13 protein-coding genes, 3 pseudogenes and 1 riboswitch are annotated in these 19,687 nt (G+C 72.3%); of the genes and pseudogenes, 6 read left to right on the top strand and 10 right to left on the bottom strand.

Features of this window, described 5'->3' with window-relative positions; all coding sequences use genetic code 11:
• Window positions 1-101: 101 nt before the first annotated feature.
• From ACQPZW_RS15730 to ACQPZW_RS15715, 4 genes and pseudogenes are all read right to left on the bottom strand, one after another.
• Window positions 102-806 (bottom strand): Pr6Pr family membrane protein, encoded by a 705-nt coding sequence (locus tag ACQPZW_RS15730; protein ID WP_433795612.1) that lies wholly within the window; start codon window positions 804-806, stop codon window positions 102-104.
• A 253-nt stretch (window positions 807-1,059) separates the two neighbouring features.
• Window positions 1,060-2,363: pseudogene (locus ACQPZW_RS15725) on the bottom strand (sensor histidine kinase).
• 41 nt (window positions 2,364-2,404) lie between these two features.
• A complete protein-coding gene (locus ACQPZW_RS15720; protein WP_093615998.1) occupies window positions 2,405-3,085 on the bottom strand; it encodes a response regulator transcription factor in 681 nt (226 codons plus the stop codon).
• A 54-nt stretch (window positions 3,086-3,139) separates the two neighbouring features.
• Complete coding sequence (locus ACQPZW_RS15715; RefSeq protein WP_433795611.1) at window positions 3,140-4,093, bottom strand: 3,4-dioxygenase subunit beta; 954 nt, start codon at window positions 4,091-4,093, stop codon at window positions 3,140-3,142.
• Window positions 4,094-4,212: 119 nt separating this feature from the next.
• Between ACQPZW_RS15715 and ACQPZW_RS15710 the strand changes: the two are divergent.
• Window positions 4,213-5,399, top strand: a pseudogene (locus ACQPZW_RS15710) (LolA family protein).
• Between the two features lie 86 nt (window positions 5,400-5,485).
• Here ACQPZW_RS15710 and ACQPZW_RS15705 read toward each other — a convergent pair.
• The 3 genes from ACQPZW_RS15705 to ACQPZW_RS15695 form a co-directional block, all read right to left on the bottom strand.
• Complete coding sequence (locus ACQPZW_RS15705; protein WP_433797549.1) at window positions 5,486-6,172, bottom strand: HAD family hydrolase; 687 nt, start codon at window positions 6,170-6,172, stop codon at window positions 5,486-5,488.
• 67 nt (window positions 6,173-6,239) lie between these two features.
• Window positions 6,240-7,259, bottom strand: coding sequence for a tetratricopeptide repeat protein (locus ACQPZW_RS15700; RefSeq protein WP_433795610.1), 1,020 nt, complete (start codon window positions 7,257-7,259; stop codon window positions 6,240-6,242).
• The gene (locus tag ACQPZW_RS15695; RefSeq protein ID WP_433795609.1) at window positions 7,256-8,596 is read right to left on the bottom strand and encodes an AAA family ATPase; all 1,341 of its coding nucleotides are present in this window, start codon (window positions 8,594-8,596) and stop codon (window positions 7,256-7,258) included. Before ACQPZW_RS15695 ends, ACQPZW_RS15700 begins: the two co-directional genes overlap by 4 nt.
• A gap of 280 nt (window positions 8,597-8,876) precedes the next feature.
• Between ACQPZW_RS15695 and ACQPZW_RS15690 the strand changes: the two genes are divergently transcribed.
• Window positions 8,877-9,524, top strand: coding sequence for a DivIVA domain-containing protein (locus ACQPZW_RS15690; protein ID WP_433795608.1), 648 nt, complete (start codon window positions 8,877-8,879; stop codon window positions 9,522-9,524).
• Window positions 9,525-9,613: 89 nt separating this feature from the next.
• On the opposite strand, the gene ACQPZW_RS15685 is transcribed toward ACQPZW_RS15690, so the two are convergent.
• The 3 genes from ACQPZW_RS15685 to ACQPZW_RS15675 all read right to left on the bottom strand — a co-directional run bounded on the left by ACQPZW_RS15685 (window position 9,614) and on the right by ACQPZW_RS15675 (window position 12,148).
• Window positions 9,614-10,603: an NlpC/P60 family protein gene (locus tag ACQPZW_RS15685; RefSeq protein WP_433795607.1), complete on the bottom strand. Its 990-nt coding sequence runs from the start codon at window positions 10,601-10,603 to the stop codon at window positions 9,614-9,616.
• Window positions 10,604-10,619: 16 nt separating this feature from the next.
• Window positions 10,620-10,766, bottom strand: a riboswitch (cyclic di-AMP (ydaO/yuaA leader).
• Between the two features lie 123 nt (window positions 10,767-10,889).
• Entirely contained in the window at window positions 10,890-11,798 is a 909-nt protein-coding gene (locus ACQPZW_RS15680) for a M56 family metallopeptidase (protein ID WP_433795606.1), read from the bottom strand.
• A complete protein-coding gene (locus tag ACQPZW_RS15675) occupies window positions 11,795-12,148 on the bottom strand; it encodes a BlaI/MecI/CopY family transcriptional regulator (RefSeq protein ID WP_433795605.1) in 354 nt (117 codons plus the stop codon). The genes ACQPZW_RS15680 and ACQPZW_RS15675 overlap by 4 nt, the downstream gene beginning before the upstream one ends.
• A 73-nt stretch (window positions 12,149-12,221) precedes the next feature.
• Here ACQPZW_RS15675 and ACQPZW_RS15670 point away from each other — a divergent pair, with 73 nt between their 5' ends.
• The 4 genes and pseudogenes from ACQPZW_RS15670 to ACQPZW_RS15655 all read left to right on the top strand — a co-directional run bounded on the left by ACQPZW_RS15670 (window position 12,222) and on the right by ACQPZW_RS15655 (window position 19,344).
• A complete protein-coding gene (locus ACQPZW_RS15670; protein ID WP_433795604.1) occupies window positions 12,222-13,658 on the top strand; it encodes a cytochrome ubiquinol oxidase subunit I in 1,437 nt (478 codons plus the stop codon).
• Window positions 13,655-14,497 (top strand): annotated as a pseudogene (gene cydB / locus ACQPZW_RS15665) (cytochrome d ubiquinol oxidase subunit II); the annotation flags it as partial. The gene ACQPZW_RS15670 and the pseudogene cydB, both read left to right, overlap by 4 nt.
• Window positions 14,498-14,627: 130 nt before the next feature.
• On the top strand, window positions 14,628-18,779 hold the full coding sequence (gene cydC, locus ACQPZW_RS15660) for a thiol reductant ABC exporter subunit CydC (protein WP_433795603.1): 4,152 nt from the start codon (window positions 14,628-14,630) through the stop codon (window positions 18,777-18,779).
• A complete protein-coding gene (locus ACQPZW_RS15655) occupies window positions 18,751-19,344 on the top strand; it encodes a TetR/AcrR family transcriptional regulator (protein WP_433795602.1) in 594 nt (197 codons plus the stop codon). The genes cydC and ACQPZW_RS15655 overlap by 29 nt, the downstream gene beginning before the upstream one ends.
• The last annotated feature ends 343 nt before the right edge of the window (window positions 19,345-19,687 follow it).

The following is a 19,687-nucleotide window of genomic DNA, read 5'->3' as shown; positions in this document are numbered from 1 at the left end:
CGGTAAGGACCATCAAGCCGGGAGAATCGTCGTCGTTGGACCTCGCGACTACCGCAAGACCCGGATCGTGAAAGCACACGGAAAGCCCATCGCCGTAGCTGTCACGTGTCGTTGCGAGGTACGGACTCCGCACCGGAACCCGGCCCGGGGACAACGGCAGCTGTCGCCTCGGGGGCCGATGATCCGCCGGGCAGACGGGTGTCGAGCAGGCGCAGCGCGGTGCCGATCAGGACCGCGATGAGAACGACGACGCCCAGGTTGATCAGCACCGCCGGGTAGCCCCAGCGGGCGACGTCGGTGAAGGGGTACGGGTACCAGTCGGTGGCGGCGCCGTGTGCCAGGGTCCACGTGATCCACAGCAGGGGCCATATGGCGGACCACGCCAGGGTGCGGGCGTCGATCCGCGGGTGGGGTCCGAACAGGAGCCAGCCGGCCAGGGCCGTCCACGGGGCCACGTAGTGGAAGCCCAGGTCGGCCCACCACGCCGCGCCGTGCGGGTCGCTCTGGCCGGCCAGGATGGTGGCGTAGACGATGCCGGTGATCACGATGCCGAGGAGGGCGTCGACGCGGATGATCCGCCACAGCCGTCCATCGCGGTGCGGGTTCAGGGCCAGGGCGGTCACCGCGGCGAGCAGCAGCAGGTTGCTCTGGATGGTGAAGTAGCTGAACAGGCGCTCGAAGCGGGTGAAGGCGGGCTCGCCGTCGCGGGTGGCGGTCAGCGTGATCTGGGTGATCAGCGACGCCGACACGATCAGGGCGAGGACGCCGTGCCATATCCGGGACGCGGCGGCTCTGTCGATCTTCACGAGGCGGAACGGTATCAGGGCCGGCGGAGACGACGACCTGCCGCAGACCGGCGAGAACTCCCCGCTGGCGGGCGATCAAAAGGTGACGGGTGATAAGGACCCGCCTCCAAGGGCCAGCCGGCCGGAGTCGACCGGAGAGACCAACCGGCCAGGGCCGACCGGAGAGACCAACCGGCCAGGGTCTGCCGGAGAGACCGACCGGCCAGGGTCGGCCCGCGTGATGAGGTCCAGCGGCGACGACGCCTCTGCCGTGTCACGAGTCGGGTAGCCGTACCTCCACTTTGAGGCCCGGGTGATTGTCGCCGAGGGTGACCGAACCGCGATGCCGGCGCACCAGCTCGCTGACGATGGCCAGGCCGAGGCCTGAGCCGCCCGCATCGCGGGCCCGGGCGTCGTCGAGGCGGGTGAACCGCTGGAAGACCCGTTCCCGGTCCGGCTCGGAGATGCCGGGGCCGTCGTCGGTGACCACGATGACCAGGTGCCGGCCGTCGGCGAACGTCGACACCGTCACCCGGGACCGCTTGTGCCGGACCGCGTTGTCGAGCAGGTTCGTCACCACCCGGGCCAGTGCGTCCGGCTCGGCGAGCAGCGGCAACGACTTGCCGGGGTCGTCGAAGTCGACCTCCGGGTAGCGCTGCGCGGCCTCGCCGACGAACTGGGCGAGGTCGATCTCCTCCAGCCTGGCCGTGGGCACGCCGTCGTCCGAGCGGGCCAGCAGCAGCAGGTCGTCGACCAGGCGTGACAGCCGCTGCACGTCGGCCAGCAGGTCGTCGGCGAGCTCCGGCCAGTCGGTGTCGTCCGGCAGGTGCTGCGCCACCTCCAGCTCGGTGCGCATGTTGGTCAGGGGGCTGCGCAACTCGTGGGCGGCGTCGGCGACGAAGGCGCGCTGACGCGCACGGGCGGCGTCCAGCCGGTGCAGCATGTCGTTGAGGGTCACCGCGAGGCGGTGGATCTCGTCCTTCGAGTCGGGTACGGGCAACCGCCCGGCCCTGGTCCCCCGGTGATCTCCTCGGCGCCCGACCGTAGCGCGTCGACCGGCCGCAGGGTCGCCCCGAGCGCCCGCCACAGCCCGGCCGCGAGCAGGGCCACCAGCAGCGGGTACAGGATGAGCAGGGTGATCCGCAGGATGTGGACGCTCTGGGTGATCTGCACGGTGGAGCGGGCCACCAGGATGCGCAGCGGGGCGGTCGGCGGGCCGGCGGTGAGCTGCACGACTCGAGCCTCGCCGCGGTAGCCGATGCGCTCGCCGTCGATGGTCCGGCTCTGGCCGTCCTGGAGGCCGTCGAGCTCCCGGGTGTAGAGCAGCGGCGTCATCCGGTCGGCGGTCGCCGAGGAGGCGATGATCTTGCCGGCTTCGTCGACGACCTGCACCTGCACGCCGGGGGCGACCACGATCGGGTCGGGCAGCGAGTTCTGCTCGACCAGGTCGGCGACGCCGCGGGCGGTGGTCATCGCCTCGCTGTGCACGGAGCGGAGCTGGGCGTAGCCGAGGACGACGATGAGCAGCACACCGCCGGCGGCGAGGCCGAGGGTGAGGCCGGCCGCCGAGACGAGCAGCAGGCGGGCCCTCAGGCTGAGCTCCTTGAGGCGGCGTGGCATCAGCCCACCGGGGTGCCCGGCTCGACGACGGCCAGGCGGTAGCCGGCTCCCCGGACCGTCTCCAGGCGATCGCGGCCGATCTTGCGGCGCAGGTAGCCGACGTAGACCTCGACGGCGTTCGGTGCGGTGTCGAGGGCGGCGTCCCACACGTGGTCGAGCAGCTCGGTCTTGGAGACGACCTGGCCGGGGCGGCGCATCAGATACTCCAGCAGCGCGAACTCGCGGGTGGTCAGGGTGACCTCGGCGCCGCCGACCAGGACCCGGCGCTCCGCCGGATCGAGCTCCACGTCACCGAACGCGAGCACCACCGGGCGGGCCTGGGCGCCGCGGCGCAGCAGGGCACGGAGTCGGGCGAGGAGCACGACGTACGAGAAGGGCTTCGTCAGGTAGTCGTCGGCGCCACAGTCGAGGCCGTCGGCCTGGTCGTACTCACCGTCCTTGGCGCTGAGCATCAGCACCGGCAGCCAGTGGCGCTCGGCGCGCAGCTGCCGGACCACCCGGTACCCGGACAGGCGGGGCAGCATGACGTCGAGGATCATCGCGTCATACCCGCCGTGGCGGGCCATCTCCAGGCCGTCCTGACCGTCGGCGGCGATGTCCACCGCGAAGCCCTCGGCCTGCAGGCCCCGTCGCAGCGCAGCGGCGAGCCGCGCCTCGTCCTCCACCACCAGAACCCGCACATCAACACCCTGCCATGCGGGCGCCCGTCACCAGCAACAGCTCTCAGCGATCTCTCAGCGGCTCGGCGGCGGCCCACCCGGCCCACCGGGTCCCCCTGACCGAGGCGGACCACCCGGCCCACCCGACGGGGGCGCACCGGGCGCCCCGGACGGCGCCCCGTCGCCGCTGAGCTGCCCGCCGGCCGGGGTCGTCGCGGTGTCGACGCCCACCTCCAGGGTCACCGCCAGCCCGCTCGCCGGGGTGCCGGTGACGGTGGCGAGCTGCAGCGCGCCGGAGTCCTCGCCGAACACGTTGTCGTCGTCCAGGGTGACCCGGGCGAGGTTGGTGACCGACGCCTCGTACCCCGTCTGCTGGTAGACCTCGTCGCAGATCGGCTCGGGCAGCGCCACCTGGGAGGTGGCGATCGCCTTCGTCGCGTCGGTGATGCTCGCCTGGTCGGGGTAGACCTCGAAGTGCACGTGCGGCCACCGCCCGGTGTAGGAGGCCGGGAAGATGCTGGTGAACGTCACCTCGCCGGCGTCGTCGGCGATCTGCACGCCACGGAGGTAGTTCTCCCCGGTGACGCCGGCGGAGTAGAGCGAGTAGGCGCCGGCCCGGTCGCAGTGCCACACGTAGACGGCCACGCCGGCGTAGGCGGCACCCGCGTTGGCCAGGTCCTTGAGGCTGAGCGTGAGGGTCATCGGCACGCCGGGCGCCCGGCCGGTGGCGGCGCCGAAGCTGGCGGTGATGTCGCGGCGGACCACACCGCTCCGAGTGAGCACGTTCGGACCGTTCGACCCGTCGCCGGGGTAGGGCCCGGCCGTCTCGTCCGGGATCTCAGCGAGCGCGGCCGACTCGGTCTCCGCCTGCTCCTCCGTCGCGCATCCGCCCAGGCCGAGGGCGAGCGCGCCGAGGCCGAGCACCCGCAGCGCCTGGCGCCGCCGCATGGTGGCCAGGTCGAAGGCCAGGCCCTGGTCGAAGATCTCCTCGCCGGGCCGGGCCAGCGGACGGCCCTGGTAGGTATCCATACAAGTCCCCCTCATTCGCCCATAAAGTTATCCGGAGGACATCCCCTAGGGGACCTTCTCAGCCGGATCACAGCGGCTCCACGGCACAGTTGGTCGCAGAGATTCGGGAGGTGGACATCGTGTCTGCATTGAAGTCCAGGCCTGCGCTGCGCTGGTTGGTCCCGTCGGCGGCGGCGGTACTGGTCATCGGGGTGGCGCGGCGGCCGGAACGATCGTGGCGAACGCGGATCCGGCACTGCCGGAGCGCAGCGCCGCACAGTTGCTCGTCGACCTGCAGAGCGCCGAGCCGTCGGGCTTCTCCGGCACCGTGGTGCAGAGCGCCGATCTGGGGCTGCCGGGCATCGCGGGGCTGCTCGGCAACGCGGCGGGCGGCAGCGGCAACCTGACCAGCCTGATCGCCGGCAACAACACCGCTCGCCTGTGGTATGCGGGTGAGGAGAAGATGCGGTTCTCGCTACTCGGCACCAACAGTGAGACCGACGTGATCCGCAACGGCTCCGACCTGTGGATCTGGGAGAGCAAGGAGAACACCGGCACGCACCTGAAGGTGCCGGCGGGCATGACCGCCCCCGAGGCGGCGCCGGAGGCGAGCGCTGCGGCCCTCAGCCCGCAGCAGGCGGCCGACGCGGCGCTCGCGGCGATCGACGACACCACCAAGGTGGAGACGACCGGCGCGGCCGAGGTGGCCGGACGAGACGCGTACGAGCTGGTGATCAGCCCGCGTGACACCGATTCGCTGGTCGGTCAGGTGCGGCTGGCGATCGACGCGAAGGAGCACATCCCGCTGCGCGTCGACGTCTACGCGAAGAACACCACGAAGCCGGCGATCCGGGTGGCGTTCGAGCAGATCAACTTCACGGTTCCGGACGACCAGCAGTTCGCGTTCAACCCGCCGCCGGGCGCCAAGGTCACCGAGCAGTCCGTTCCGGAGGACGCGGTGAAGGGCGGCGCCGAGGAGGCGCACAAGGCTCGGGAAGCCGAGAAGGCCGCCCGTGAGGCCGGCGCCGACAAGGGCGACTTCAAGGTCGTCGGCGAGGGCTGGACGTCCATCGCCGTGGCCAAGGGCCCGAACCTCGACGAGCTGACCAAGCTCACCGAGGAGGCCGGCAAGCAGGGCACCGAGGGCGCCGAGGCGTCACAGCTGGCCGAGGGCGTCCTCGGCACGCTGCAGCCGGTCAGCGGCGCCTGGGGCAGCGGCAAGCTGCTGTCGGGCTCGCTGTTCACCGTCCTGCTGACCGACGACGGCCGGGTTCTCGCCGGTGCCGTCACCCCGGAGGCCCTCTACAAGGCGGCCGCCGCCAAGTAAGGACCGACCCCTGCTCGAACTGCCGCGCAGGCTGCCCCGGCGCGGCAGTTCGCTGTCAGCCGGTGAGCCGGTGAGCCGGTCGAGTCTTACGGTCCCGAGCCAACCCGGCGGCGCTCGGAGAAGGTCAGCTCGTCCAGGGTGCTGATCCGGCGCACGTCGGTGCCCGGGTGGGCGCCGAACCGGTCGAGCAGGACCGCGGGCAAGCCGACCGCCAGAGCGCCGCGCACATCCCTGTCCAGCGAGTCACCGACCATCAGCGCCGCCTCGGGCGCCAGCCCCAGCAGATCCAGGACGTGCCGGTAGGCCCGGGGATCCGGTTTGCCGGCCGGCAGCGCCGACGACGCCACCATCAGGTCCACCTCGGAGGTGAGGCCCAGCCGGTCCATCTTGCGGCGCTGCTGGCCCTCGTCGCCGTTGGTCAGCACGGCCGCGGTCAGCCCGGCCGCCCGCACCCGGCGCAGTGCCGGGATCGCGTCGTCGAAGATCGTCCAGCCGGCCTCGTAGCGTTCCAGATAGCCGGCGAACAGCTCGTCCGCCTCGGCGTCGGTCAGGTCGGCGGCCAGGAAGTCACGGACCCGCTCGCGCCGCTGGCCGGAGAAGGTGACCTCGCGTCTCTGGTAACGCGCGTAATGCCGCTCGGACACCGCGGCCCAGCGCGCCGGCACCCCCGGATCGGTCACACCGACAGTCGCGGCCCAGGCGACGACCGCCGCGCCGGAGGCGGTCACCTGGTCGACGAGGGTGTCGTCCAGGTCGAAGATCACCGCACTCATCATCGATCAGCGACCCTACCGGGCGCGGTCCCCGCGCGGGGCCGCGGGATGGCCACAGCGGGGGCGGTCAGTCCGCCGGCCGGGCCCGCTCGACGGCTCCGGCGGTCAACAGCACGGCCACGGAGGCGGCCACCAGCGTCAACGTCAACCAGTGCGGGCTCATGGCGTACCAGAGAAGGAGATGGACCGCACCGCTCGCGGCGACCAGCCCGGTCCCGATCGCCCGGCGGGTGCGCTGCGGCAGCAGCCCCAGGCAGAGCCACGGCAGGCGGCCGGCCGGGGTCAGTACCCGAATCGCCAGGCCCACCGTGACCAGGGCCATCACGACGGCGGCACCGCGGGCCAGCAGCAGTGACGGCGCCCACCAGCGACCGCCCAGCGTGAGCACGACCACCAGCGGGACGCCGGCGAGCAGCCCGCGGCGCAGTCCGGCCAGCAGGCCCCGGATGGGCCAGGTCAGAGCGGGGGCACCATACCGGTCCGGGTGGTCGGCGGCCAGCTGCCGCAGCCCGAGCATCGCCTCCCGGACCCGCAGCTTCTCGGCGTCCAGCAGGGCGATCATCCAGCGGCCCTCGGCGTCCTCCGGATCCTCGGCCAGCGCCCGGGCCGCGGCCGCGCGGGCGGCGTCGCGGTCGCCGGCGTTGCGTTCCACCTCGGCCAGGGTCATCAGGTCGGGCACCGAGTGCGGGGCGAGCGTCACCGCCCGGATGGCCGCGGACCGGGCACCGCCGAAATCGCGGCGCAGGACCAGGCAGCGGGCCAGGGCGCGGTGCGGCTCCGGGCGGTTCGGGGCCAGGCGCACCGCCTCGGTGGCCGCGGCCCGCGCGTCCTCGGAGCGGTTCAGCAGCAGCAGGCACTCGGCACGCTCGATGTGGACCACGGCCTGACCGGGTGCGGCGGCCACCGCGGCCTCGGCGAACTCCAGGGCGTCGGTGTGGTGGCCCTGGAGCCGGCGCAGACCGGCGAGCAGGCCGAGCAGCTCCGCGTCGGCGGGTGTCTCGGCGAGGCCCTCGCGGACCGCGGTCTCGGCCATCTCCAGGCGGCCGACGCCGGCCAGCGCCCGCGCGCGGGCGGCGGCGGGGCTCATCGGATCTTGCGCTTCTTGAGGTAGGCGGCCAGGTCGTCGTAGGCGCCGCTCTCGTTGGCGAACATCGCGACGTTGCGGGCGGTGGCGAACCAGGCGTCGGTGGACGGGCGGACCTCACGGGCGGCGGCCAGCATGTCCGCCTGGTTGATCATGCGGATCTCGCCGGTGTCGATGGAGTCACGCATCGCGTACTCGGCGGCGGTCTCGCACAGATGCGCCAGGTCCGCGCCGGAGTAGTGATCGGTGGCGGCGGCGACGGCGTCCAGATCGATGCCGGCTACCGGACGGTCCCGGAGGTGGTATTCGAGGATCGCGGCACGGGCCGGGGTGTCCGGCGGCAGCACCAGCACGGTCCGGTCCAGGCGCCCGGGCCGGCGCAGCGCCGCGTCGACGTCCCAGGGGGCGTTCGTGGCGGCCAGCACGAACACCCCGTCGTTACCGCCGTCGACACCGTCGAGCTCGGTCAGCAGCTGGTTCACCACGGTCCGCATGGACGACTGCAGTTGGCTGCGCTTGTGGCCGAGCGCGTCGATCTCGTCCAGGAACAGCACGCACGGCGCGTGCCCGCGGGCCGACTCGAACAGGTCGTGCAGGTTGCGCTCGGAGCTGCCGATCCACATGTTCAGCACGTCGGTGATGCTGAGGCTGATGAACGCGGCGCCCATCTCCCCGGCGACCGCACGCGCCAGGAACGTCTTGCCGCAGCCGGGCGGACCGTAGAGCAGCAGGCCCCCGCGCAGGCTCTTTCCGAACAGGGTGCGCAGCTTCGGGTTGCGCAGCGGACCGAGGAACGACACCTCGAGCCGCTTCTTGACGTCGGTCATGCCACCGACGTCGGCGAGCGTCACGGTGGAGCGCTCGACGTCGAACGCCCGGTCGGCGTGGCCCCGCACCGGGTCCGGCTCGCCGTCGGCACGGGCGAATCGCGGCGGCACCACATCGCCGAACTGCTCCTCCATGGCCGCCCAGTCGATCCCGCTCCGGCCCACGGCGTCTCCGGCGGCCGGCGTGGCTGCCGCAGGATCGGCCGGCGTCTCCCCCGGAGATCCCTGCGGCGGTACGCCCGGAGCACTGCCCCCACCCGCAGCCGCCCCGTCGCCGTGCCCGTCCGCGCCCGTCGCCCCGCCGGTGGTGGCCGGGCCGCCCAGGGCACGGGCCATGAGCTGCTGGGCCGCCGCGTTGCCCGGCTCGCGGGCCAGGATCTGAGCGGCGTGCCCGATCGCCTCCGGGCCACGGCCGGCCGCGACGAGCAGCTCGGCCAGGTGCAGCCGCAGCGTCAGGTCGTCGGGCCGCGCCTCGACGGCGGCCACCAGGCTGTTGATCAAGGCATCGCTCATGACAAGCGATTATGCCCGGCGCGCGTCGCCACCCGGCCGGGGCCATCGACCGAGAATTCCACACAGTCGCTCCCCACCTGGTCTTATGTGCGCGCGGGAGGGTGACCGGGGTCGCCTTCCGCCTGCCGAAGTGGCGGTCGGCGGATACGATTCGCCAGCGCCCGTCCACGCCGGACCTCCGTGCCGCCGTGCCGAAACCGGTTCCCCGGGCGTTGAGCTGTCGTCAGGGACGCCGGGAAGCGAGGTAAGGATGCCGATCACTCCCGCAGATATTCATAACGTGGATTTCAAGAAGCCGCCGATCGGCAAGCGCGGCTACGACGAGGAGGAGGTCAATGCCCTCCTGGAGGAAGCCGGCCAGGAGATGCTGCGCCTGCTCGACGAGAACGGGGCGTTGACCGCCCGATTGCGTGAGGTCTCCAACGGCGCGGCCGAGGAGACGATGACCGCCGAGGTGGCCGAGCTGGCCGCTCACCTGCAGTTCATGCGCGAGGGGCTGGCCCGGGCCGAGCACGACGCCCGGGAGATGCAGGTCCAGTTGGAGCGGGCGCACGACGAGGTCCGTTCCGCGGTCCAGCCCCGGCCGGGCGCCGTGATCGACGACCGGGTGCTGCGGATGGCTCACCGGACGGCCGACGAGCACGTCCGCGACGCCCAGCGCGAGTCGGACGACCTGCTGGTCAGCGCACGGGCCCAGGCCGATCAGCTGACCGGGGACGCGGTCCGGACGGCCGACTCGATCGAGGCCGACGCGCGCCGGCAGCATGCCGAGGCTCTCGACGAGGTGGCCCGTGACCGGGCCGCGATGGTCGCCGAGATCGAGCGGCTCGACGAACTGGCCCAGGACTACCGGTCCGCGCTGGGCGAGCACGTCGTCCGTCAGCTGCAGGACCTGGAGGGTGGCACGCCCGCCCTGCCACCGGCCTGATCAGCGCCGGAGGAGGGGCGGTCACGTCGACCGTACGAAGTGAGAAAGGGCCGCCGTCGAGGAGACGGCGACCCTTCCGCGGGGGTTCGCTAAGCCGGGCGGCGATAGCCGGCGATGGGACCTCGGTCGATGGTCGCCATTCGCACGTGGTCGCCGGTGCTCGGCGCGTGGACCACCTTGCCGCCACCGATGTAGATGGAGACATGGTGCACGTCGGAGTAATAGAAGACCAGGTCACCCGGCTTCAGATCGCTCCGGCTCACCGCCTTGGTGGAGCCCCACTGATCCTTCGTGTAGTGCTCGAGATGCACGCCGACCGACGCCCACGCCGCCTGCGTCAGACCCGAGCAGTCGTAGCTGTTCGGGCCGTCCGAGCCGAAGACGTAGGGCTTGCCGATCAGGTCACACGCCCGCTGAGCGGCACGGCCGCCCTTGTCGTTCGTGTAGTCGACCGGGCACGGGCCGGTGCGCAGCTCACCGTCGTCGGCGTTCGCCTTGCCGTAGGCCGTGATCCGGAGCTTCTGGAGCTTCGTGATCTCCTTCTCGATGGCGACCTTCTTCGTCCCGAGATCGGTGTCGCGGACCGCGATCTCCGCCTCGAGCTGGTCGACCTTGGCCTTGTCGGCGGCGTACTTGTCGCGGAGTCTGGCGACCTCCACGATCGACGCCTTCCGGTTGACGGCGAGCTGGTCGAGAAGCGTGAGCTTGTCCACCATGCCCGTCGGCGAACCGGTCAGGACCATCGCGTTCACCAGGCTCGGTGAGCCCTGCATGTACGCGTCGACGGCGAGACCCCGCACCTCCACCATCGCGGCGTCCACCTGCTTCTGCAGCGGGGCCAGCGTCTTCGCCAGCTCCGTCTGCTGCTTACGCAGCTTGACCAGCTTGGTGTGGGTGCCGTTGTAGTCCTCGATGACCGGCTCGAGCTGGTTCCACTCCTCGTCGATCTGTTTCTCGATCTGCGCGGGGGTGGGCTCGGCATGAGCGACGGTCGGACCCGTGACCAGGATTCCGGTCGCGGCCACCGCGCACAGCAGGGTGCGCATGAGGCCGGCGCGACGCGCGCCAATCCGTTTCACGCTGGTGCGTTGTCCTTTCTTCCCGTTCAGCCGCCGACCGGGTTAGCTGACGGGTTCGGGCGGGAAGTCTGCCCGGCCGCGTCGCCGCGGCTTCACCCCAGGTGCTCGGTTCCCCGGCTCGCCCCCGGCTGTTCGGCCGGACACGATTAGGCGGTGGTCCGTCAGATCGGCCGGGTGGCCGATGGGGGGCTGGCTGGACCGGGGACCACCGTACTCGGATCAAGACGGCAAATGAAGGTCGCACAGCCAGCCGAACTGTACGCACCGTCACCGATACGCACAGTGTCTAAAACGGCCAGCTGCGCAGAGCCCGCGCCAACCAGGGGACGACCACGATCACGGTGGGTAGCACCAGAAGGCCGGCGGCGGCGGTCACCCCGACCGCGGTGAGGACCGCGGAGCTCCGTTCGGGACCGTCCAGACGGGTCAGGCGGCGGCGCCGGGATTCACCCTCCGGGTCGGCGGTCACCTCCTCCGCGAGAGGGACGGCGTCGATCAGCCGGGCGAGCGCGGCACGCAGAGGGGCCGAGCCGGTCCGGCGGCGGGCGGCGTCGTCGGCCACCATCTCCAGCAGCAGATGTACGGCGTCCAGCGGCGCCTTCGACCGGAGCGGGCCCGGCACCGCCCGGTAGAACGCGGTGAACGACTCCATCACCAGCTCGTGCCTGTGCCGCAGGTGGGCACGCTCGTGGGCGAGCACCGCGTCGACCTGCTCGCGGTCGAGCGTCCGCAGCACACCGTCACTGAGCACGACCCGTGGCTCGCGACCGGGCACGCAGTAGGCCAACGGCAGCGGCCCGTCGAGCACTCGGACCTCGTCGCCACCCAGGTCCTCGTGGCGCTCGACCCGGTCGAGCAGGTCGACGAGCATCCGGTGCCGGGCGCGGCGGGCCCGGGCCCGGGAGCTCACCCGGATCAGCGACACGATCAGCCGGATCACGATGGTCGCGGCCACGGCCAGGGAGAAGAGCAGCGCGGCGACGGTCTCGGGATGGCGGGCCCCGGCGGCCCGGGCGACCTCCTCGGGCGCGGCGAGGACCACACCGAGCGCGCAGAGTACGGCGGTGAGCGTCTGTGACTGCCAGAGCAGGACACCCGCGACCGGGGCGCGGTCGGTCCACCGGGCGCTCGCCAGCAGCCGCGGCGCCAGCAGGGAGAGCGTCAGCCCGAGGGCGCCGAGCAGGAGGGCGGTCACCGCTCGATGTTACGGGCCTTCTCGATCGCCGCCCTCAGTGCTTCGGGCGGCAGCTGCCCGACGAAGTAGGCCAGCGCGGCGTCCATGTCGGGGGTGGCGCTGAGCGCGTCGAGCATCACCCCGGCGGTCATCTCCTCGCGGGTCTGCGCCGGCGCGTACTTGTACGCGCGGTCGGCGCGCTGCTGGGTGACGAGGCCCTTCTTGGCGAGCCGATCGAGAACGGTCATAACCGTCGTATACGCCAGATCGCGCTCCGCGCTCAGCCGCTCGTGCATCTGCCGGACGGTGAGCGGCTCGCCCGCGTCCCACAACTTCGTCATGACCTCGCGCTCGAGGTCGTTCCTCGCCATGTGACCCACTCTACTTCACCGTGTCGTACTACGCGTCGTAGTATCTACTACGAATCGTCGTAGAGGGGCTCCCATGGACGTGCTCGACCTGACCCGGCTGCAGTTCGCGGTCGTGACGATCTACCACTACCTCTTCGTGCCGGTGTCGATCTCGCTCGCCTCGGCTGCCGCCGGATTCCAGATCGCCTGGATCCGGACGTCGAAGGAGAAGTACCTGCACCTCACGAAGTTCACCGGCAAGCTGCTGATCGTCACGTTCGCGGTCGGCGTCGTCACCGGGCTGGTCCAGGAGTTCCAGTTCGGGCTCGGGTGGAGCGCGTTCGCCCGGTTCTACGGCGACGTGTTCGGGCCGACGCTCGCCATCGAGGGGATGCTCGCGTTCTTCCTCGAGGCCACGTTCCTGGCGCTGTGGTATTTCGGGTGGGACCGGCTGCCCCGCATGCTGCACACCGCCACGATCGTCGTGGTCGCGGTGGGGACGCTGCTGTCGGCGTACATCATCCTGGCCGCCAACTCGTTCATGCAGAACCCGGTCGCCTACGCACTCGACCCGGTCACCGGACGGGCGCACCTGACGAGCTTCACCGAGCTGCTGACCAACGAGGTGGTGCTGGCCGCCTTCCCGCACACGATGGGTGGGGCGGCGATGGCCGGTGGCGGGCTCCTGATGGCGATCGGGATCTGGCGGGTCTCCTCCCACGCCGCGTTCCGGACGCTGTCGCGGGCCGGGGCCTGGATGCTGCTGATCGGCGGGGCGGTGACCGCGATCAGCGGCGACCACCTCGGCAAGGTGATGACGGCCGTGCAGCCGATGAAGATGGCGGCCGCCGAGGCGCTCTACGAGACGACCACGTCGGCGCCGTTCTCGGTCTTCGCGATCGGCGAGCTGGGACACGACCGGCCGTTCTTCAGCATCGAGATCCCGGGACTGCTGTCCTTCCTCGGCACCGGGTCGTTCGACGGGACCGTGCAGGGCATCGACGATCTGCAGGCTCTCTACACCGCCCAGTACGGACCGGGCAGCTACGTGCCGATGATCCCGGTCGCGTTCTGGACGTTCCGGTTCATGATCGGGGCCGGCGTGCTCGGGATGGCGCTGGGGGCGTACCACCTCTGGTCCTCCTGGGTTTTCCGGGGCAGGACCCGCCGCGTGCCGTTCCTGCCGGAGTCTCTGCAGCCCGGGCGGGGAACGCCCGGCTGGCTGCGCCGCTTCGTGCTGCTCGCGCCGCTGCTGCCGGCCGCCGCCAACACGTTCGGCTGGGTGTTCACCGAGACCGCCCGGCAGCCGTGGCTGGCATTCGGCATCTCCAAGGTCGCCGACGGCATCTCCCCCGGCCTCACCGCCGTCGAGGTGATCGCGTCCCTGGCCGGGTTCACGCTGGTCTACGGCCTGCTCGCGGTCGCCTGGTGCCGCCTGGTCGTGCATCTGTCCCGCAAGCCGCTCGTCGTCGAGGCGCCCCCGCGGACGCTCCGGAACCGGCCCCCGCCTACTAGGAGCGCACTTTCATGATCACGTTCTGGTTCGCGGTGCTCGTCCTCGCCTGGGTCCTCTACTTCGTCCTCGAAGGCTTCGACTTCGGCGTCGGGATCCTCACGTTCCTCGGCCGCGACGAGCACGAACGCGGCGCCGCCCTGCGCACCATCGGCCCGTTCTGGGACGGCAACGAGGTGTGGCTGGTCGCCGCCGTCGGCGTCACGTTCGCCGCCTTCCCCGACTGGTACGCCGCCCTGATGTCCGCCCTCTACCTGCCGATGGTCGCGATCCTGCTGCTCCTCGCCGTCCGCGGGGTGGCCCTGGAGTTCCGCGGCAAACACGACTCGCCGTCCTGGCGGCGCCGGGCCGACCTGCTCCTGGCCGCCTCGTCCGGCGGCATCGTGCTGCTCTGGGGCGCGGTCCTCGGCATCCTCGTCGACGGCCTCGCCCTCGGCGCCGACGGCGAGGTCACCGGGGCCGGGCTCGGCCGCAGCCTGAGCCCGCTGCTCACCCCCGCCGCCGGTCTCGGCGCGCTGGCCGCACTCCTCGCCGCGATCCTGCTCGGCGCCACGTTCCTCGCGCTGCGCACCACCGGGCCGGTCCGGCGGCGGGCCCGCGACGTCGCCCGCCACACCGGAACGGCCGGGGCGGTCACGCTTCTCCTCATCGGCATCGGTACGGGCAACCGCCTCCCCCTGGCCGCCGCGGCAGTCGTGTTCGCTGCCGGGCTGCTCGCACGGCGTACCCGCGAAGGACTGTCGTTCGCCGCCGTCGCGGCCGCGGTCGCCGCCACGGTCGTCGCCGTCTTCACCGCCCACGGTGACGTGGTCCTGCGCAGCACCCTCGATCCGGCATGGTCGCTGACCAGGGAAGGCGCCGCCGCCGGACCCGAGGCGCTGCGCCTGATCACCGTCGCGGGAGTGCTCATCCTGCCGGGGTGCTCATCTATCAGGCCTGGTCGTACTGGGTCTTCCGCCGTCGCGTGGCCAGCGAACGGGTCGCCTCGTGACCGCCGGCCCACCGCCGCGCCCGGCAGTCTCCGCGCCGCCCGTCAACCCGTCGGCGCACCCGTCGGCCGTACCCGCGGCGGTCGGCGGCACGGCGGTCGGCGGTCCGGCGGGAGTGGCTGGCCGGCGGGCTTCGCGGGGGCCGGTCGATCCGCGGCTGCTGCGGCACGCCCGCGCCAGCCGGAGCGGGATCATCCTGCTCGCGGTGATCGGAGTCGGTCAGGCGCTGGCCACGATCGCCATCGCGGTGGCGCTCTGCGGCATCGTCACCGCGCTCACCACCGGCTCGGCGGGCGTGCTGGCGGGGACCCCGGCGCAGGCCCTGGACGACCTGCTCCCCGCAACCACCGGATGGGCGATCGTGCTCCTGGCGATCGCGTTCACCGTGCGCGGCGCGCTCGCCTGGGCCGAACAGGTGGTCGCCCAGCGAACCGCCGCGCGCGTCACCGACGAGCTACGGCGGTCCCTCCTGGACCGGGTGGTGCGCCGCGGCCCCGCGTGGGTGGCCGCGCACGGCTCCGGGCGGCTGACCGCGGTCCTCGGCACCGGCCTGGACGCGTTGCGCCCGTGGTTCTCCGGATATCTGCCGGCGCTCCTCCTCGGCGTCGTGCTCCCCCCACTGGTCGTCGTCATCATGGCGGTCGTCGACCCGGCCTCCGCGGTCGTCGCCCTGCTCACGATCCCGCTCCTCCCGCTGCTCGGCGCACTGATCGGCTGGGCGACGAAGGCCCGCGCCGAACAGCGCTGGGCGGCGGACTCGCGGTTGGCGGGCCACTTCCTCGACGTCGTGCGAGGCCTTCCCACCCTCAAGATGTACGGCCGAGCCGACCGCCAGATCGACGTGATAGCCGACCTGACCGACCGGCATCGCGCGGCCACCATGCGGGTGCTGCGGGTCGCGTTCCTGTCGTCGACCGCGCTCGACCTGGTCGGCACCCTGGCGGTCGGCCTGATCGCCGTCCAGACCGGCCTCCGGGTGGCGGCCGGCTCGATGGAGCTCGGCCCCGCCCTGCTGGTCATCCTCCTCGCCCCCGAGGCCTACCGCCCGCTCCGCGAGATGGCCGCCCGCTACCACGCCTCCACCGACGCGGAAGCCGTGATAGCCGACGTCGACGAGATCCTGTCCGCCGACTCCCCCACCGTCGGCCCGTTCCCGTCACACGTCGCTGAACGGCCCTCGGTCCTGCCACCGGGCACGCCCGGTCCGGACGGGCCGGTCACCGCGCAGCTCCCAGTCCCGCCGTCGGGTTCACGCGGTCCGGATGGGCCGGTCGCCGCGCGGTCCCCGGTCCTGCCGGCGGGTTCACCCGGTCCGGATGGGCCGGTCGCCGCCGGCTCCGGCGTGCACGGACTCCGCCGGGTGGAGCCGTTGCGGGAGAGCAGCCGTCCACCGGCCGCCTTCGGTGACTCGCCCCGGCGGATCACGGCTGTGCTGCCCGTTTTCGGACGCGCCGCCTCCGGCCGGTGGGGTGTGCGGGTGTCCGGACTCCGAGCCCGGTACCCGGGAGCATCGGACGACGCGCTGGATCTGCCGGAGCTGACCGTCCGGGCCGGCGAGATCGTGGCGCTGCGGGGCGTATCGGGAGCCGGTAAGACCACGGCGCTACGTGTACTGGCCGGACTGCACCCCGCGGAGTCGGGGGCGATCGCCGTCGGGAACACGTTCTATCTGCCGCAACGGCCGTCCCTGCCGCACGCCCGCACGGTGGCCGAAGCGTTCCCGCCCGACGCCACGACGGCCGAGATCCGCCGCGCGCTCCACGTGGCCGGCCTGAACGACGAGGTCGCCGACCGGACACCCCTGGGCGAACAGGCCGCGGGCATCTCCGCCGGCCAGCGCCAGCGCCTCGCGCTCGCCGTACTGCTGCACCGCGCCGCCCGTGCCGTCGCCGGCCACCGCTACCGCGACGCGCCGGCGGTCGTGACGCTGCTGCTCGACGAGCCGACCGCCCATCTGGACAGCACCGCCGAACACCTGGTCATCGCCCGCCTGCACGAGTTCGCCGCCCAGGGTTGCGCCGTCCTGGTGGTGGCCCACCGCCCGGCCCTGCTCGCCGCCGCCGACCACATCGTCGACGTCCACCCACCGGCGGGCGCCGCCCTCACCCCCGGCACCGTGACCGCCTCGGTCGCCGGCCCCCTGGAATCACCCTCCTGGGCCGCCCTCGCTCCGGACGACATCACCACGTCTCCCCACGCCGACCCGCCCGGTGGCGCCGACGCGGCGACCGAGACCGGGTTGCCGGGCACTCCCGAACAACGCGAGCACTCACCCCGGTCCACACCCGATCCCGACGACGCCACCACGACTCCCCACGGTGGTCCGCTTGACCGGCACGCCGACGGCACCCGGGCGGCGGCCGAAGGCCGGCCGCAGAGCTCTCGGGAGGGGCTCGAAGACCCCGAGCGGGCTCGGGAGGCGGGCGGCCGCCGGTGGGGACGGCTGTGGGTGGCGGCCCTCCTGGGTGCCGGGTCCTCGCTCGCCGGGATCGTGCTGACCGGAGCGGCCGCGTGGTTGCTGGTCCGGGCGTCGTCGCTTCCGCCGGTGCTCAGTCTGTCCACGGGGGTGGTGCTGGTCCGGGGCAGTGCCGTCGCCCGGCCTCTGCTGCGCTACCTGGAACGGCTCGTGTCCCACGAGGTCGCGTTCGCGCGGCTGGGCAGGCGGCGGGCAGCGGTGTATGCGGATCTGATCCCCCACGTTCCCGGGCCGCGGATGCAGCGGCGCGGGGATCTGCTCACCCGGCTCGTAGACGACGTGGACGCGACCACCGACGGGCTGCTGCGCGGGCGGCTACCGATGATCGCCGCGGCGGTCACCGGCGGGCTCGGCGTCGTAGTGGTCGCCGGTGTGGCGGCACCGGCCGCGATACCCGTCGCGGTCGGTCTGCTGGTCGCCGGAGTCGTCGCTCCGGCGATCGCGGCCCGGCTACTGGACCGGCAGGAGGCGGCCACCGGCACCGCCCGGGCCGCACTGCGGGACGCCGTGGTCGAGACCGTCGACGGAGTCGAGGATCTGGCGGCCGGTGGGGGCCGTCCCGACGTGCCCCGCGACCGGAGCCGAACGCTGGCTCATCTGGAGGCGCGGACGGCACGGGAGTCGGGACTCGCCGCAGCGGTCGCCCACATCGGATGGGGGGCGGCGGCCGTGGGTGTGGCCGTCGTCCTCGCGCGTGGGGGGCTGACCGCCGAGTGGAGCGCCGTGGTGCTGCTCGGCGTCATCGTGCTCGGTGAGGCGATCGTCCTCCTACCGGAGGCCGCCATCGCTCGGCGACGTGCAGCCGCCGCTGAGCGCCGGGTCGCCGAACTGACAGGCGATATGTACGTCCATGTTGACGATCCACATGTCAACACGAATGGTGCAGTCAATGCATCGATCAATATTGACGAGTCCGTCAATCAACCAGCCGACGCCGTTGACGGTGTGGACGCGTGGACAGGCGGGCGGGCCGGCAGGACTGGCGAGACAGCCCGTGACGACGCCGAGACGTCGACATGTGAGCAGGCTGGACGGGGTCGCGGGGCGGTTCGGGTGGACGGGCTCGTCGCGGGGTGGCGGCCGACGGAGCCGCCGATTCTTGACGGGCTCGGGCTGTCGTTGCCCGCTGGATCACGTACGGCGATCATGGGGCGATCGGGATGCGGTAAGTCGACGCTGGCAGCCGTGCTCGCCGGGCTGCTGTCACCACGGGCCGGAAACGTCGAGGTCAGCGGGACTGCGGTGCTCGTGGGGGACGAGACCGGACATGTGTTCGCGTCGACCGTACGAGAGAATCTGCGTCTTGCCTCGCCCGCGGCGACCGATCCGCGGATGCGGGCCGTGCTGGCCCGGGTCGGTCTCGGGTGGATGGAGCTGGATTCCTGGCTGGGGGCCGCGGGCGGCACGATCTCCGGTGGGCAGCGACGGCGGCTGGCGACCGCGCGGGCCCTGCTCGCGGATCCGGCATTGTTGATCCTGGACGAGCCGACGGAGGGGATCGACGAGGCGGGGGCGCGGGAGTTGATGGCGGATCTGCTGGATGCGGCGTCGGGGCGGACCGTGCTGGTCCTCGCTCACCGCACCGATGGCCTCGACCTGGTCGACCGGATCCTGGAGCTCACCACCAACGGCCTCGAAGAGAAGAATGTCGGATTGGACCGATCAGTCCTTTAAAGTGGGCTTCATGGCGCGGACGGCGGCACCCGGCACACGGGACACCATCCTGACCGCGGCCGCCGGACTGTTCTACGAGTTCGGCGTCCGCGCCGTCGGCATGGCCCAGGTCGTCGAGGCCGCCGGTTGCGGGAAGAACCTGCTGTACAAGCATTTTCCCAGCAAAGCCGACCTCGCGGCGGCGTATCTCATGCTCGCCCGCCACGAACGTGAACGCACCGTCACCGAGGCCCTGCGCTGGTCCACCGATCCGACCGACCGCCTGCTGACCCTGGTCACCGAGATCGCCGACACTGTTCGCCGGCCGGGATACCGGGGCTGCGCCTTCCGCAACTACCTGACCGAGTTCCCCGGCGAGACCGACGAGCCGGCCCGGATCGCCCGGGCGTATCTCGCCGACAGCCGTGCCCAGATGGACCGCCTCGTCCTCGGCGCGGGCGGCGACGAACTGCTGGCCGATCGCATCTGGCTCGTCGTCAACGGCCTGCATTCCGGGACACCGGCGGAGGCGCCGGTCGCGGTCGATTGGATAACCGAGTTGGTACGGCCGGCCGGAGCACCGTGAGCAGTCCCGGTGATGTCGGGGCGCTACGGTCGGCGGATGGCATCCGTGGCTGAACTGCCCTTCGACTGTGACAGCTGTGCGGGCGGCGCGACGTACGGCGAGATGATCGTCGACGGGCGGCTGCACTGGTCGCTGTCGCATGCCTGCCCGACCGCGAGCGTGGAAGCGTGTGGTCGCCACGAGGCGCCGGCCGAGTGGCGCGCGGCGCTGCTCGAACAGTGCGGCGCCTACCGTTTGCGGATCGGCGCCGCCAGCCGGGTCGTCATCATGAGGGTCGCCCGGGAACAGCGGGGCACGCCGCTCTCCGAGATTCCGGCGTTCGTCGAACTGCTCCGAGGACCCG

Origin of the sequence: Actinoplanes sp. CA-252034, assembly GCF_050956125.1 — a bacterium.
Lineage (GTDB): Bacteria > Actinomycetota > Actinomycetes > Mycobacteriales > Micromonosporaceae > Actinoplanes.
This window is presented reverse-complemented; position numbering and strand designations above follow the sequence as displayed.